This is a genomic window from Streptomyces katrae, from assembly GCF_000717655.1.
Taxonomy (GTDB): Bacteria; Actinomycetota; Actinomycetes; order Streptomycetales; family Streptomycetaceae; genus Streptomyces; species Streptomyces katrae_B.
In genome coordinates this window covers 121,365-135,299 of record NZ_JNZY01000043.1, presented here as the reverse complement: position 1 = coordinate 135,299, position 13,935 = coordinate 121,365, and the positions used below count along the sequence as shown (strand labels likewise).

Genomic DNA, 13,935 nt, shown 5'->3' with positions numbered 1-13,935 from the left:
CACGATCCACGGCCGAGTACTCACACCACCACGAACGGCCGAATCATCGCACCGGTTACGCCCGACCAGCACATCTCAACAAGATCCTGTTACCGGCTCCAAGCGGCCCAACATCCACGTGCAGGTGCTGCCGTTCCGGGTGGGTGCGCACCATGCCGTCGCGGGTGCGTTCAACATCGTGTCGTTCGCTGACCCCGGAGCATTGGACGTCGGCTACTCCGAGGGCATCGCGACTACATTGTGGGTGGAGGGTGCGGACGGCAATGAGGCATACGCCCGGGCGTTTGACCGCGTGTCACGGATGAGCCTCTCACCGCACGACTCCCTGAACCTGATCGACGCCATCAGCAAGGGGTATGCAGGCTCATGACCCACTTTGAGTTCGTGAAGTCCAGCTACAGCAGTGTCACGACTGATTCGGACTGCGTCGAGGTGGCGAAGAACGTGGCCGGGACTGTCGCCGTCCGGGACAGCAAGCGGGCCGACGGGGCGGTTGTCGAGGTTACCGATCTGGCCTGGGCATCCTTCGCGCGCACGCTGTGATCTGAGCTGCGCCATGGTGGGCCGGCCACCATGCCCGGGCCGCGGCGCGGTGGGGCGGCCACCCTTGGGGGCGTATGCCCGGGGCGTGGGGCGGGTGGGGTGGGTGGTCCACCCCGGGTCCAGCGGACCTCGAGGACTCTGCGAATCGTTGCTGCCCTGGCCAAAGGGTTGGGGTGCGCTCCTTCAGAGGGTGATTTGGGTTCGCCTGGTTCTTTCGGGCTGATGGTCCGCTGCGCACCGCGGGCCGAATGTGTGTGACGGGTTCACCTGGTTCTCCCGGCTCCTCCGACCGCAGGGTTGAGGGGCTGGAGAGAACGTCGGGGGAAGGGATGGATCCGTCATGAGCGCACCCAGTCTCGAACGCCTGGAGACCCTGAGCAGCCGGTTCGTACCGGACCTGGTCGTCGCCGAGCTCTGCGCCGAGCTGTTCGCCTCGCTGCCGCGCAGTGACCAGCGGCGCAAGGGGGAGGTGTACCTGCGCGGTCTCCTGAAGGCCGAGGGGCGCAAGTCGATACGCAATATCGCGGCGCACGTCGGCGACCGCGCGGCCGAGCAGAGCCTGCACCACTTCGTGGTCTCGTCCACCTGGGACTGGGGTCCCGTACGGGCCGCCCTCGCCCGGTATCTCGAGCGGGCGCTGCGCCCCCGCGCCTGGGTCGTGCAGCCCGTGGTCATCTCCAAGGCCGGCACGGAGTCGGTCGGGGTGGCCCGCCGCTTCGTGCCCGAGCGGGGGCAGATGGTCAACAGTCAGGTGGCGTTCGGGGTCTGGTCCGTCGGCGAGGAGCACAGCTGCCCGGTGAACTGGCGGCTCGCGCTCACCCAGAAGTGGCGCGACAGCGTCGGCCCCCTCTCCCCCAACGTCCACGAGTCGGAACTGGCGACCAGCCCGCTCGAGTGCGCCGCCGGAGCCGTCGAGGAGCTGCGCGACTGGGTCGGCCAGAACCGCCGCCCTGTGGTGTTCGACCTGCCCGACGTCGATCCGGCCGCGGTGGCCCGTCGGTTCGGCCCGGCCGGGACGCATTTCGTGGCCTCGGCCCGCGGCTCGATGCGGGTCCGCTGCGTGGACCCGGTCCTGCCGAGCAGCGGCAACCGTGAACTCGCCGCGCACCAGCTGCTGTTGATGGCCGGGACCTTACGCCGTCCGGTGACCTGGCTGGATCCGCTGACACTCCAGCAGCGCACGACGCTGGTGGTCGGCGTACGGGTGGAGCTGCCGCAGGCGCCCCGGCCGCTGCTGCTGTTCGGCGAATGGAGCGATCCGCGCGGCTGGCCCGAGCAGTGCTGGGTCACCGACATGACGCAGGCGCCTCCCGGCGGGCTGCTGCGGCTCGCGAAGCGGGCGCAGAACGTCGAGGCCGACTTCAGGGACGTCTCCCAGAAGGTCGGGCTCACCGACTTCGGCGGCCGTTCCTTCGGCGGCTGGCACCGGCACACCACCCTGGCCTCCGCCGCGCACGCGGTGCGGGTGCTCACCCAGGGGGCCGTCGACCTGTAGGCACCCGGAGGCGCCCGCCGGCCGTCAGCCGATGGTCTGCCGGGGCTGGTCTCCGCGGGGGCCCTTGTTCAGGGCCTGCCGGGTCCGCTGGAGCTGGAGGGCCAGCTGTACCTGGAGGGCCTGGGTGGGCTTCTGCCAGTCCTCGCCCAGGATCTCGGTGATCCGCTCCAGCCTGCGCGAGACCGTGTTCGGGTGGACGTGCAGGGACTCGGCGGCCCTGGAGGGGCTGTTGGCCGAGGCGAAGTACGCCTCCATGGTGCGGATCAGCTCGGTGTACTGCTGGTCGTCGTAGTCGAGGACGGGACCGATGGTGTCGTTGATGAACCCGGCGATGTTCGGCTTCTCGGAGAGGAGGACACCGAGGAAGCCCAGTTCCTCGGGGGACGCCGTGCTGCCGGGGCCGGTGAGCGCCGCGACCGCGTCCAGGACCCGGCGGGCCTCCTGGTACAGGTGGACGATCCCGGCCGGATCGTCGACGGGACCGGCGGAGCCGGCCGTGACGGGTTTGCCGAGCACCTCGGAGAGCTCCTTGGAGGCCGTACGGGCGATGGCCCCGGCCTGGGTGCCGGGCAGCAGCAGCACCACGATGTCGCCGTCCACGCTCTTCAGGCCGTGGTGGCGGTTGGCATACGAGGCGGCCCAGGCGAGCACGCGGCCCTGGACCCCGCCCTCGGGGCGGGCGATCACGATGACGTGGGGTTCGTCGAGGTCGAGCGCGAGGCGGCGGCTCTGCTCCGCGATCTGCACCGCGGACAGCGAGGTGCCCCGCAGCAGGTCGTGGAAGAACTCGTCCCGCATGTGGCCCTCGGCGGCGGCCATGCCCTGCTCCATCAGCAGCACCACGGCGGTGACCTGGGCGGTGAGCGCGAGGAGCTCGATCTGGCGGTCGGTGGCCGGCTCGTCGCAGACCAGGATGAGCGTGCCCAGCATCTCGTCGCCCGCGGCGACCGAGGCGACCCACACCCCGTCGGCCGTGCTGCGCGGCTGCCGGTCGGTGTGCGCGTCCAGCAGGACGGTGCGGATCTCGGACTCGTCCAGCTCGGGGGGCTCGCCGCCCGGGCAGGCGAGGTTGCGGCCGGCCGCGTCCCGTACGAGCAGCGTGCCCTCTAAGCCCTTGACCGCCTCGGCGGCCAGGTTGCCGAGGCCGCCGCCCTGGAGCACCAGGTCGAGCAGGCGGCCGTGCGTCTCGCGGAGCTGGCGGGCGGTGGTGGAGGAGTCCAGGGCGCGGGAGGTGTCCTGCTCCAGCTCGACGACCTCGTACCGGGTCTGCTCCAGCAGCCGGGCCTTTTCGATCGCAACGGTGGCGAGGTCGGCGAGCGAACTCATCAGCGACACCTCGTCCGGGGTGAAGTGCCGGATGTGCCGGTCCGCCACGTACAGGGCGCCCAGGGTGGTTCCGGCGTGCCGCAGCGGGACGGCCATGACCGCGTGCAGACCCTCGGCCTGCACCACCTCGTCGATGACGGGGCTGTGCTGGAAGGTTTTGTCACTCATGTAGTCGGCCGACCAGAACGGGGCCGATCCGTCCGCCGCGCGCTTGCCGACGCCCCCGCCGGTCAGCGGGATGGCGAACCCGATGGTGAGCGCGGAGGCATGGCCGTCGGCCGAACGCACCCTGGAGCACTGCGCGTCGAGGTCGTCGAAGCTGACCCAGGCCATGTCGAGCCCGAGCAGAAGCCGGGCCCGGCGGGTGATCACCTTCAGCAGCTCGTCGAGGTCGTACGGCAGGGTCAGGTCGCGCGCCGTGTCCACGAGGGCGGCCAGGCCGGCCTCGCGCTGCTGGCGGCGTACGAAGAGTGCGCGGATGCCGAGACTCTGGTCTCGTGCCCTGGTCAGCTGGGCGAGGGCGGCCCCGGACAGGCCGGACTCACGGGCTTTGCGGACCACGTCGTCGAAGGCAGCCGCAGGCGCCTCTCTGTTCAGCAGTTCCAGCATTTCGTAAGCGTGGTCAACCACGACTTCTCCCCCGACCCCCATAAAGCCGTTCACGATTGCACCAACCGCGTGCAAGCAATCCCTGGCCCGCCTGAAAGTATCTCTTGGGGCAAGAACCGGTCAAGAAACACTTGAGAAGCGATCCAGGTCAGCGACGCGGAGGGTGATCGGGTCACCACGGTCCATGACCGATGCTGTCACGTGAACACCTTCTGGTCGAGGCTGACTCAAGGGCAGGCTGCTCACTGAGCGTTCCGGTGCCGGCACCACCACCGGCACCACCAACGGCCTGATGTTTCCTTGGGGGAGTTCGCATGTCTCAGGTGTCACAGCTGTCTCAGCTCCAGAGCTACGAGCGGTCGCTGCTGCGCAGCCGACTGTCGCTGACCCGGCAGGACCGGCCGCGGGTGTTCACGCTCGGCGACCGCGAGTGGGACCTGTTCGACGAGGTCTTCGCCCCCGTCTACTCCCCTTCGACGGGTGTGGCCCTCGAGCTGCTCGGTCTCAACGGGCTTGTCGGCAGCCCGCGTTCCGGTTCGTTCCTGGAGATGGGGTGCGGCACCGGCGTGATCGCCGTGACCGCCGCGCTGGCCGGATACGACCGGGTCGTGGCGGCCGACATCAGCCCCTCCGCCGTGGAGAACGCCTCCGTCAACGCGGAGCGGCACGGGGTGGCGGACCGGCTGCAGGCGCTGCACAGCGACCTGTTCTCCGGTCTGCGCGAGAGCGAGCGGTTCGACGTCGTCTTCTGGAGCTCCAACTACGTGATGGGGCCCGAGAGTTACGAGTACAAGTCGGTGCACGAGCGGGCATACGTGGACACCGGGTACCAGGCGCACCGCCGGTATCTGGAGCAGTCCGTGCACTGGACCACCCCGGGCGGCCGCGTCCTGCTCCACTTCAGCGACCGCGGCGACCTGGCGGCACTGCACGAGATGGCGGACGAAATCGGGCGCGAGCTGTCGACCGTGGCGAGCCACCGCGTCCGCGAGGGGGAGTACGGAGAGGACATGGTCGAGCACATGCTGCTCGAAATCAAGCCAATCTCGGCCTGATTCAGACGGGGGGATATTTCGTCATGCGCACGCTGCTCGTCGACAACTACGACTCGTTTACGTATAACCTCTTCCACTATCTGACCGAGGTGAATGGTCAGGAGCCGGAAGTCGTTCGAAATGACGACCCGCACTGGAAGCTCACGGAACTCGGCGCGTTCGACAACGTCGTGGTCTCGCCCGGACCCGGCACCCCGCGCAGGGCGGCCGACTTCGGCATCTGCGCCGAGATCGTCGAGCGCTCGCCGCTGCCGCTGCTGGGCATCTGCCTCGGCCACCAGGGCATCGGGCACGTGCACGGCGCCACGGTCGCCCGTGCGCCGGAGCCCCGGCACGGCCGCACCTCGCCCGTCCTGCACGACGGCACCGGCCTGTTCGCCGGGCTGCCCTCCCCGATGGAGGTGGTCCGCTACCACTCGCTCGCCGTGACGGACCTGCCGGCCGAGCTCGAGGCCACCGCGTGGACGCCGGACGGCATTCTGATGGGGCTGCGGCATCGGACGCGGCCGATGTGGGGGGTGCAGTTCCACCCCGAATCGATTTGCAGTCAGTACGGGATCGAGCTGCTTGCAAACTTCGCCGATCTGACCCGGGCGAACCACGCGGCGGCGACCCGCCGGCCTGCCGCCACGCCCGCCGCCGCTTCCGCACCCGCTCCTGCTCCTGCTCCCGCTCCCGCTCCCGCTCCCGCTCCTGCACCCGCTCCCGCCGCCGAGGCCCCGGTCCGCCGGCTGCGGCTGGTCACGCACGAGCTGCCCACCCGATGGTCCCCCGAGACCGTCTACGACCAGCTCTTCCGCGGCAACGACCACGCCTACTGGCTGGACAGCAGCCTGCCCGGTGGCGACCGGGGCCGGTTCTCGGTCATGGGCGATGCCACCGGCCCGCTCGCCCGGGTCGCCACCGCCGACGTGTGGAGCGGGTGCGTCACCGTCGAGTCGGCGGGCGGGGCGAGCGAGCTGGTCGCCGCCCCCTTCCTGGAGTGGGTCGACCGCGACCTGCGCTCCTTGCACACCGAGCTCCCCGAGTTCCCCTTCGACTTCGCGCTGGGCTGGGTCGGCTACCTCGGATACGAGCTCAAGGCGGAATGCGGCGGCGATCTCGTGCACCGCTCGCCGGTGGCCGACGCCACCATGGTCTTCGCCGACCGTGCCCTGGTCTTCGACCACGTCGCGCACACCACCCACCTGCTGGCCCTGGTGGAGGGGACCGGCGAGGAGTCCGCGGCCGCGGCCGACGCCTGGCTGATCGGGACGGCGGAGAGGCTCGCCCAGGTCGCGGGCCTGAGCCTGCCGGCCCCCCGGCCGACCGCCCCGAGCGGGGAGATACGGCTGCGCCACGACCGCGGGGCCTATCTGGACCTCATCGACTCCTGCCTGGAGGAGATCGCCGCCGGCGAGACGTACGAGGTCTGCCTCACGAACATGGCCGAGGCCGAAGCCCGCCTCGACCCCTGGGCCGCGTACCGCACCCTGCGCCGCACCAGCCCGGCGCCGTTCGCCGCGCTGCTCCAGTTCGGCGAGCTGTCCGTGCTCAGCACCTCGCCCGAGCGGTTCCTGCGGGTCTCCCGCGACGGGCTCGTCGAGTCCTCGCCCATCAAGGGCACCCGGCCGCGCGGCAGCACCCCGCAGGAGGAGGCGGAGCTGATCGCGGACCTGCTGACCGACGAGAAGGACCGCTCCGAGAACCTGATGATCGTCGACCTGGTCCGCAACGACCTCGGGCGCTGCGCCGTACCGGGCTCGGTCGAGGCCGAGGAGCTGTTCCGGGTCGAGACGTACGCCACCGTCCATCAGCTGGTGAGCACCGTACGGGCGCGTCTGCGGCCGGAGCTGTCGGCCGTGGACTGCGTACGGGCCGCGTTCCCGGGCGGGTCGATGACCGGGGCACCCAAGATCCGCACGATGCAGATCATCGACCGGCTGGAGGCGGGTCCGCGCGGGGTGTACTCGGGGGCCATCGGCTACTTCTCGCTGTCCGGCGCCGCGGACCTGAGCATCGTGATCCGCACCGCCACGGTCACCGCCGACCGCGTCCGGTACGGGGTCGGCGGGGCCGTGGTGGCCCTGTCCGATCCGGCCGCCGAGTACGAGGAGACGGCCGTCAAGTCGGCTCCGCTGCTGGCTCTGACGAATACCCGGTTCCCGGAGAGGCGGCGACACCGGATCCCGTCCTGACCCCCCAGCCGTGCTGGAGGCGGCTGAGCTCCTCCGTCTCCAGCACGGCCGCGACCTGACGGGCGGGTACGCCGAGCCGCTCCAGGGCCCGGAGGGCGCACGCGGCCTCGCCGTCGGCGTTGAGCAGGGTGTCACCGGTCAGGTCCGGCTTCCGGGCGGCGGCCTCGAGGGTGGCCACGGACAGGGCGAGCGCGGTGTTCCAGCCCACCAGGGCGCCCACGCCGCCGTCGGCGCCGGTACCCCACAGCAGCCGCGGCTGCGGAGCGCCGTTGGCCCGGAGCACCCGCCACCAGTCCCCGGACAGCCGTTCCTCGCGCAGCCGGTACATCGTGCGGGCCACGGCCAGCCCGGCGGCCCCGCGCACCTCGTGCCGGGCGCCGACGCGGAGCTCGTCCAGCCGGGCTTCGACCGCCGCGTCGAACAGGCCGGCCGGGAAGGAGGCCACCATCGGGGCGGCGCCCAGTGGCCGGCCGCAGCACAGGGACCGCTCCAGCCCGTCGAGGTAGCCGTCGAGCACCTCGGCGTACCGCTCGGCCGAGAAGACCATCGAGGCGTGCACCCCGATCCCCTCGGCGAGGCAGTCGGACAGCACCCGGGGACCCGCCGGGGTCATGGGGACGCGGACGAGTGCGTTGGGGCGGTCCACCGCCCGGTGCACCGTGCGGGCCGCCTCGCCCAGGGCCTTCGCGTCATGGGCGCGGTGCGGGGGGACGGGCACGGAGACCTGGCCCACCGCGCCCTTGCTCAGCTCGTACACGGGCAGCAGGAGATCGCAGGCGCGGCGGAGCTGGGCCAGGCTGCTGCCCGCGGGCGCGAGGGCGTTGTGGAAGTGGGCGCCCAGGGTCGGGTACCGGGCTCCGGCGTCGAATTCCCCGGGGTCCTGGGTGCTCAGCCACGGCGAAACCCCCTCGGACACCAGTTGCTTCAGCAGCGCTCCAGCTCCTTGACTAACCACGAACACGACCTTAGAACGTCATGACATCTGTATGAACCGAGCCGTTGATGGTGTGTCAGGTATGGGGATCTTCAAGGTCCCGTGTCCTCTCACGTGTGCGGACCTTAAAGGGTTCGACGCCGGCCCCGGCCCAACGCCCGGGCACTGCGTCAGGTTTATTGCGGCGGCTTGCTTTCAACCTGACCGAATACGGCCCCACCTGACGTAGTGGCGAATCTCTTGTGGTTCCTCCGAATGCCTGTTTCACAGACTTCTGGCTGCATCTGATGTCACGGCAGGTACAGCACTGGGAGGTGCCGCATGCACGGTGTTGCACGCTGGAAATCATTGCCCGCGGGCCAACAGCCCGTTTGGCCGGATGAAGACGCCCTGGAGAACGCCAGGGCCGAACTCGCCGAGGCTCCCGCACTCGTTCGTCAGCAGGACGTCGAAGACCTTCGCGTCCTGCTCGCCGCGGCCGCGCGGGGCGAGGTGCAGGTGATCCAGGGCGGGGACTGCGCGGAGGACCCCGCCGAGTGCACTCCCGGCTATGTGGCGCGCAAGGCGGCGCTCCTCGACGTGCTGGCCGGTGTCATGAAGACGCGCTCGCTCAAGCCCGTCATACGGGTGGGCCGGCTGGCCGGCCAGTTCGGCAAGCCCCGCTCCCGGCCGACCGAGACCATCGGCGGCGTCGAGCTCCCCGTCTACCGCGGCCACATGGTCAACAGCCCGGAGCCGGACCCGGAGCTGCGCCGTCCCGACCCCCGGCGCCTGATCGCCGGCTACCGCGCGGCCGCCGGGGCCATGGGCTGGCTCGGCTGGCACGGCGAAGGGCGCCCCTCCGCGGCCGAGGCCCCGGTGTGGACCAGCCACGAGGCGCTGCTGCTGGACTACGAGGGCCCGATGCTGCGCACCCAGCCGGACGGCTCGGTGCTGCTGACCTCGACGCACTGGCCCTGGGTCGGTGAGCGCACCCGCGAGCTGGACGGCGCCCACATCGAGCTCTTCGCGACCATCGCCAACCCGGTCGCCACCAAGGTCGGTCCGAAGATGACCCCGGCCGAGCTGGTGGAGCTGTGCGGGAGGCTCGACCCGCAGAAGGAGCCGGGCCGGCTCACGCTGATCTCCCGGATGGGCCAGGGCACGGCCGCCGAGAAGCTGCCGGAGCTGGTCCGCGCGGTGCACGACGCCGGGCACCCGGTGCTGTGGCTGTGCGACCCGATGCACGGGAATACCGTCAGCCTGCCCGGCGGCGTCAAGACCCGCTATGTGGAAACGGTCGTACGCGAGGTCGAGGAATTCCAGAAGGCCGTCGTCGACAACGGCGGAGTGGCGGCCGGGCTCCACCTGGAAACGACCCCGGACCTGGTCCACGAATGCGTTTCCGACAAATACCACGTCGACGAACTGGGCGAGAAGTACACCTCGTTCTGCGACCCGCGCCTCAATGTCGACCAGGCCGTCGAGGTCGTCTCGGCCTGGCGCGGCTGAGGCCGAAGAAGAAGAGGGGATTTCTCCATCATGGAAGGAAAGATCGCTCTGGTCACCGGAGCGGCCGGCGGCATAGGCGAGGCCATCGTCCGCGCCCTGGCCTCCCGGGGCGTCCGGGTGGCCGCGGTCGACCGGGACGCCCACCGCCTGCGCGACGTCGCCAAGTCCGTCGCCGAGGAGGGCGGCCGGGTCGATCCGTTCCCGGCCGACGTCACCTCCAGTGCCGACGTCGAATCGCTGGTCGACGACGTCGAGGCGCTCGTCGGTCCGCTCGACTTCCTCGTCAACGCCGCCGGCGTGCTGCGGCTCGCCGAGGCGCGGACCCTGACCGACCAGGAGTGGAGCACGACGTTCGCGGTCAACACCACGGGCGTCTTCTTCGTCTCCCGGGCCGTCGTCAACCGCATGGTGCCGCGCCGCCGGGGCGCGATCGTCACGATCGCCTCCAACGCCGCGGGCACCGCCCGTACCGAGATGTCCGCGTACGCCGCCTCCAAGGCCGCCGCGACGATGTTCACCAAGTGCCTGGGGCTGGAGGTCGCCAAGTACGGCATCCGCGCGAACCTCGTGGCGCCGGGCTCCACGGACACCCCGATGCTCAACTCCATGTGGCAGGACGAGAGCAGCGCGCGGGCCTCCATCGACGGTGTCCCGGACGCGTACCGCGTCGGGATCCCGCTGGGCAAGCTGGCGCGTCCCGAGGACGTCGCCGAGGCGGTGGTCTTCCTGCTCTCCGACAAGGCCGCCCACATCACGATGCACGACCTCACCGTCGACGGCGGTGCGGCGCTCGGTGCCTAAGAACGAGAGGGAGAAGCGCATGGCAGGCATACCTGCGATCAACCCCTATCCGATGCCGTCGGCGGCCGACCTGCCCGCCTCCGGCGTCGACTGGGAGATCGATGCGGACCGCGCCGTCCTGCTGGTGCACGATCTGCAGAAGTACTTCCTGGCCCCCTTTCCCGAGGGCGAGCAGCCCGTCGTGGACCTGTCCCGCAACGCCGGCGCGCTGCGCGTGCGCGCCGCCGAGCTCGGCATCCCGGTCGCGTACACCGCGCAGCCGGGCGGCATGACCCCCGAGGAGCGCGGGCTGCTCGGGGACTTCTGGGGCCCGGGCATGCAGCCCAGCCCGGAGCACCGCCAGGTCGTGGACCCGGTGGCGCCCGCCGCCGGCGACTGGATGCTCACCAAGTGGCGCTACAGCGCCTTCTTCAAGACGGACCTGCTGGAGCGGATGCGCGCACAGGGCCGCGACCAGCTGATCCTCTGCGGTGTGTACGCGCACGTGGGCGTCCTGGTGACCGCGGTCGACGCGTTCACCAACGACATCCAGCCCTTCCTGGTCGCCGACGCCGTCGCCGACTTCAGCTGGGAGGAGCACCGGATGGCGCTCGAGTACGCCGCCGGCCGCTGCGCCCGCCTGACCACCACCAAGGAGCTCCTGACGGCCCTCCCGGACCGGGTGGCCGCCTATGCGGGAGCGGGAGGGGAATCCGCATGACCGGAGACCTGCTGGGCCGGATCCTGACGGGCCGGCCGCCGGCCTTCGCGCTGATCCACCGTCCGGAGACCACCGTCACCGGGCACCTCGACCTCTTCCTCGGCGAGTTCGCCGAGGCGGCCACGCTCGCCGACGTCCCGCTCCGGGACGTCGAGGCGGGCGCCGGCGCCCGCCAGGACGTGCTCACCCTGGTCCCCTACCGGCAGCTCGCCGAGCGCGGCTTCGAGGCGCCCGACGACGGCACCCCGCTGCTCGCCATGGTGATCGAGGAGCAGGCGCAGGTGCCGCTCGCCGCCGTCCTGGCGGGGATCCCCGACGCCCCCGTCCACCTCGCGACGGGCGGCGACTTCGACATCGACGACGACACGTACGCGGAAACGGTTCGCCGCGTCATCGCGGACGAGATCGGCACCGGCGCCGGCGCCAACTTCGTGATGAAGCGGTCCTTCGTGGCCGACATCAGCGAGTACTCCGTCGGCGCTGCGCTGCGCTTCTTCCGCCGGCTGCTGGAGCGGGAGACCGGCGCGTACTGGACGTTCATCGTGCACACGGGCGAGCGCACCCTCATCGGTGCCTCGCCGGAGCGGCACATCAGCCTCTCCGGCGGCCGGGCCGTGATGAACCCGATCAGCGGCACGTACCGGTTCCCCGCCTCGGGGCCCGAACTGCCGGGCGTCATGGACTTCCTCGCCGACCGCAAGGAGGCCGACGAGCTCTACATGGTCGTCGACGAGGAACTCAAGATGATGGCCCGGATCTGCGCATCCGGCGGCCGGGTCGTCGGGCCGTACCTCAAGGAGATGGCCCGCCTCGCCCACACCGAGTACTTCATCGAGGGCCGCACCTCCCGCGACCCCCGCGAGATCCTGCACGAGACCCTGTTCGCACCGACGGTCACCGGGTCCCCGCTGGAGAGCGCGGGCCGGGTCATCAAGAAGTACGAGCCCCAGGGCCGCGGCTACTACAGCGGTGTCCTGGCCCTGATGGGCCAGGACGAGAACAGCGAGCGGACGCTGGACTCGGCGATCCTGATCCGCACCGCCGACATCGACGGCGCCGGCCGGATGCGCATCGGCGTCGGCGCGACCCTCGTGCGCCACTCGGATCCGTTGTCCGAGGTCGCCGAGACCCGCGCGAAGGCGGCCGGCCTGCTCGCGATGTTCGAGCCGTCGGGGCCGCGCCGCTTCGGCGACCACCCGGACGTACGCGCGGCCCTGAGCCGGCGCAACGCGACGATCGCCGGGTTCTGGCTGGACGACGACGCCTCCCGGGCCCGGCCGGTACCGCTGCTCATGGGCCGCAAGGTGCTGGTGGTCGACGCGGAGGACACCTTCACCGCGATGATCGAGCACCAGCTGCGGGCCATGGAGGCCGACGTCACGGTCCGCCGGTTCGACGAGCCGTACAGCTTCGCCCCGTACGACCTGGTCGTGATGGGGCCGGGGCCGGGCGACCCGCGGGAGGTGGACGACCCGAAGATCGCGCACCTGCGGTCCGCGGTGGACACCCTCCTCACGGAGGGGCGGCCGTTCCTCGCGGTCTGCCTCAGCCACCAGGTGCTCAGCACGAAGCTGGGCTTCGCGCTGAAGCGCCGGGAGCAGCCCAACCAGGGCGTGCAGCGGGAGATCGAGCTGTTCGGGCGGCGCGAGCGGGTCGGCTTCTACAACACCTTCGCCGCACAGAGCGCCTCGGACGCCGTCGAGGTGCCCGGGATCGGCACGGTCGAGGTGTGCCGGGAGCCGGGGACCCGGGAGGTGCACGCGCTGCGCGGGCCCGGTTTCCGCTCGATGCAGTTCCACGCCGAGTCGGTGCTCACGGAGGACGGCATCCGCATCGTCAGCGAGGCCCTGTCCGGGCTGCTCCAGGAGCAGTCCGTATGAGCGCGAAGGCGACGGTGGCCTGGTGGGACCTGAAGGGCTCGGGGCACAGCATCGAGTCGCTGAGGGCGTACCTGCGCGATGAGGCGGTCGACCGGTTCGCGGCGGTGGAGGGGCTGCGGCTGAAGTTCTGGATCGCGGACCCGGAGACGGAGCGCTGGGGCGCGGTGCTGCTGTGGGAGTCCGCGGAGGCGGCGGCGCAGCCGCTGGCCCCGCGGGCGGCCGAGCTGATCGGGCGGGCGCCGGTGCAGTACACGGTGTTCGACGTGGAGGCGACGGTCGAGGGCGTCCACGCGCTGCCCGGGAAGGTGTGAGGCACGAGAGCGCGTACGGCCCCTCACGGCCCCCCGGGGGCGTGAGGGGCCGTACGCGTGGGTGTCACGCCCGCTGTTCCGCCCCTGTGGCCATCACCTGGCGCAGGACCTCCGTCATGGCGTCCAGCGTGCCGTGGAAATCGCAGTCCAGGTCCCGCAGATAGGTGTTCTGCGCGAGGATCGCGGCCGCCGGGCAGTCGGTCAGGGTGATGCTGAGGGTGAGCGTGAGCCGGCCGTCCTCGTCCTCTCCGATCTCATTGCGAATCTCGGCGATGTCGGTGTCGTCCAGATGCCGGTAGGTAATGCGCCCGGCGCTCTCCTGGGGAGTGACGCGTTGCAGGAAGGTCAGACCGCCGCGCCGGATTTCCCGGAGAAATCCATCGGCGTAACGTTCGTTGATCCGGCAATCCGTAATGGCCGGAACATAGCCGGTGGGGAACTCCGCCTTGTGTAGCAACGCCTGCCATAGACTCTCCCGCGTAGGAGCCGGACACCCATCCTGAGCTGCGCCGACGACCGGACGGGTCCACGAAAGCGTCAGCATTGATCTCTCCTTTCCGCAAGCCAGTCGGCGTGCAGCATCGGTCGGGCGAACAGTGGTGTCAAAGCCGGG

General features: G+C 70.8%; 13 protein-coding genes. 10 read left to right on the top strand and 3 right to left on the bottom strand.

Features of this window, described 5'->3' with window-relative positions; translation table 11 throughout:
* From IF09_RS0133985 to IF09_RS0133975, 3 genes are all read left to right on the top strand, one after another.
* A partial coding sequence (locus IF09_RS0133985; protein WP_234321250.1) for a Scr1 family TA system antitoxin-like transcriptional regulator occupies positions 1-370 on the top strand: 370 nt, incomplete at its 5' end.
* The gene (locus tag IF09_RS43830; RefSeq protein ID WP_078613617.1) at positions 367-543 is read left to right on the top strand and encodes a DUF397 domain-containing protein; all 177 of its coding nucleotides are present in this window, start codon (positions 367-369) and stop codon (positions 541-543) included. The genes IF09_RS0133985 and IF09_RS43830, both read left to right, overlap by 4 nt.
* 340 nt (positions 544-883) lie before the next feature.
* Positions 884-2,038: a transposase gene (locus tag IF09_RS0133975; protein WP_037636749.1), complete on the top strand. Its 1,155-nt coding sequence runs from the start codon at positions 884-886 to the stop codon at positions 2,036-2,038.
* Between the two features lie 24 nt (positions 2,039-2,062).
* Here the strand turns inward: IF09_RS0133975 and IF09_RS0133970 are convergent, their stop codons facing one another.
* Entirely contained in the window at positions 2,063-3,994 is a 1,932-nt protein-coding gene (locus IF09_RS0133970; protein WP_234321249.1) for a helix-turn-helix domain-containing protein, read from the bottom strand.
* A 293-nt stretch (positions 3,995-4,287) separates the two neighbouring features.
* Between IF09_RS0133970 and IF09_RS0133965 the strand changes: the two genes are divergently transcribed.
* Positions 4,288-5,028, top strand: coding sequence for a 50S ribosomal protein L11 methyltransferase (locus tag IF09_RS0133965; RefSeq protein ID WP_051833380.1), 741 nt, complete (start codon positions 4,288-4,290; stop codon positions 5,026-5,028).
* Positions 5,029-5,051: 23 nt separating this feature from the next.
* Positions 5,052-7,205 (top strand): aminodeoxychorismate synthase component I, encoded by a 2,154-nt coding sequence (gene pabB, locus IF09_RS0133960; protein WP_030302464.1) that lies wholly within the window; start codon positions 5,052-5,054, stop codon positions 7,203-7,205.
* On the opposite strand, the gene IF09_RS42185 is transcribed toward pabB, so the two are convergent.
* Entirely contained in the window at positions 7,132-8,121 is a 990-nt protein-coding gene (locus tag IF09_RS42185) for a transaldolase family protein (protein ID WP_051833378.1), read from the bottom strand. The two genes, pabB and IF09_RS42185, sit on opposite strands and share 74 nt — an antisense overlap.
* A gap of 339 nt (positions 8,122-8,460) precedes the next feature.
* Here IF09_RS42185 and IF09_RS0133950 point away from each other — a divergent pair, with 339 nt between their 5' ends.
* From IF09_RS0133950 to IF09_RS0133930, 5 genes are read left to right on the top strand one after another with little or no spacing between them, the layout of a single operon-like run.
* Positions 8,461-9,630 (top strand): 3-deoxy-7-phosphoheptulonate synthase, encoded by a 1,170-nt coding sequence (locus IF09_RS0133950; RefSeq protein WP_030302458.1) that lies wholly within the window; start codon positions 8,461-8,463, stop codon positions 9,628-9,630.
* A 30-nt stretch (positions 9,631-9,660) separates the two neighbouring features.
* Positions 9,661-10,431 (top strand): 2,3-dihydro-2,3-dihydroxybenzoate dehydrogenase, encoded by a 771-nt coding sequence (locus IF09_RS0133945; protein WP_030302457.1) that lies wholly within the window; start codon positions 9,661-9,663, stop codon positions 10,429-10,431.
* Between the two features lie 19 nt (positions 10,432-10,450).
* Positions 10,451-11,131, top strand: a complete 681-nt coding sequence (locus tag IF09_RS0133940) for an isochorismatase family protein (RefSeq protein WP_030302455.1) — start codon at positions 10,451-10,453, stop codon at positions 11,129-11,131.
* A complete protein-coding gene (locus tag IF09_RS0133935; protein ID WP_030302453.1) occupies positions 11,128-13,011 on the top strand; it encodes an anthranilate synthase family protein in 1,884 nt (627 codons plus the stop codon). The genes IF09_RS0133940 and IF09_RS0133935 overlap by 4 nt, the downstream gene beginning before the upstream one ends.
* Positions 13,008-13,322, top strand: a complete 315-nt coding sequence (locus tag IF09_RS0133930) for a hypothetical protein (protein ID WP_030302452.1) — start codon at positions 13,008-13,010, stop codon at positions 13,320-13,322. The genes IF09_RS0133935 and IF09_RS0133930 overlap by 4 nt, the downstream gene beginning before the upstream one ends.
* A gap of 64 nt (positions 13,323-13,386) precedes the next feature.
* Here IF09_RS0133930 and IF09_RS0133925 read toward each other — a convergent pair whose 3' ends face one another.
* Entirely contained in the window at positions 13,387-13,866 is a 480-nt protein-coding gene (locus tag IF09_RS0133925; protein WP_051833376.1) for an AtaL-like protein, read from the bottom strand.
* Between the last annotated feature and the right edge of the window lie 69 nt (positions 13,867-13,935).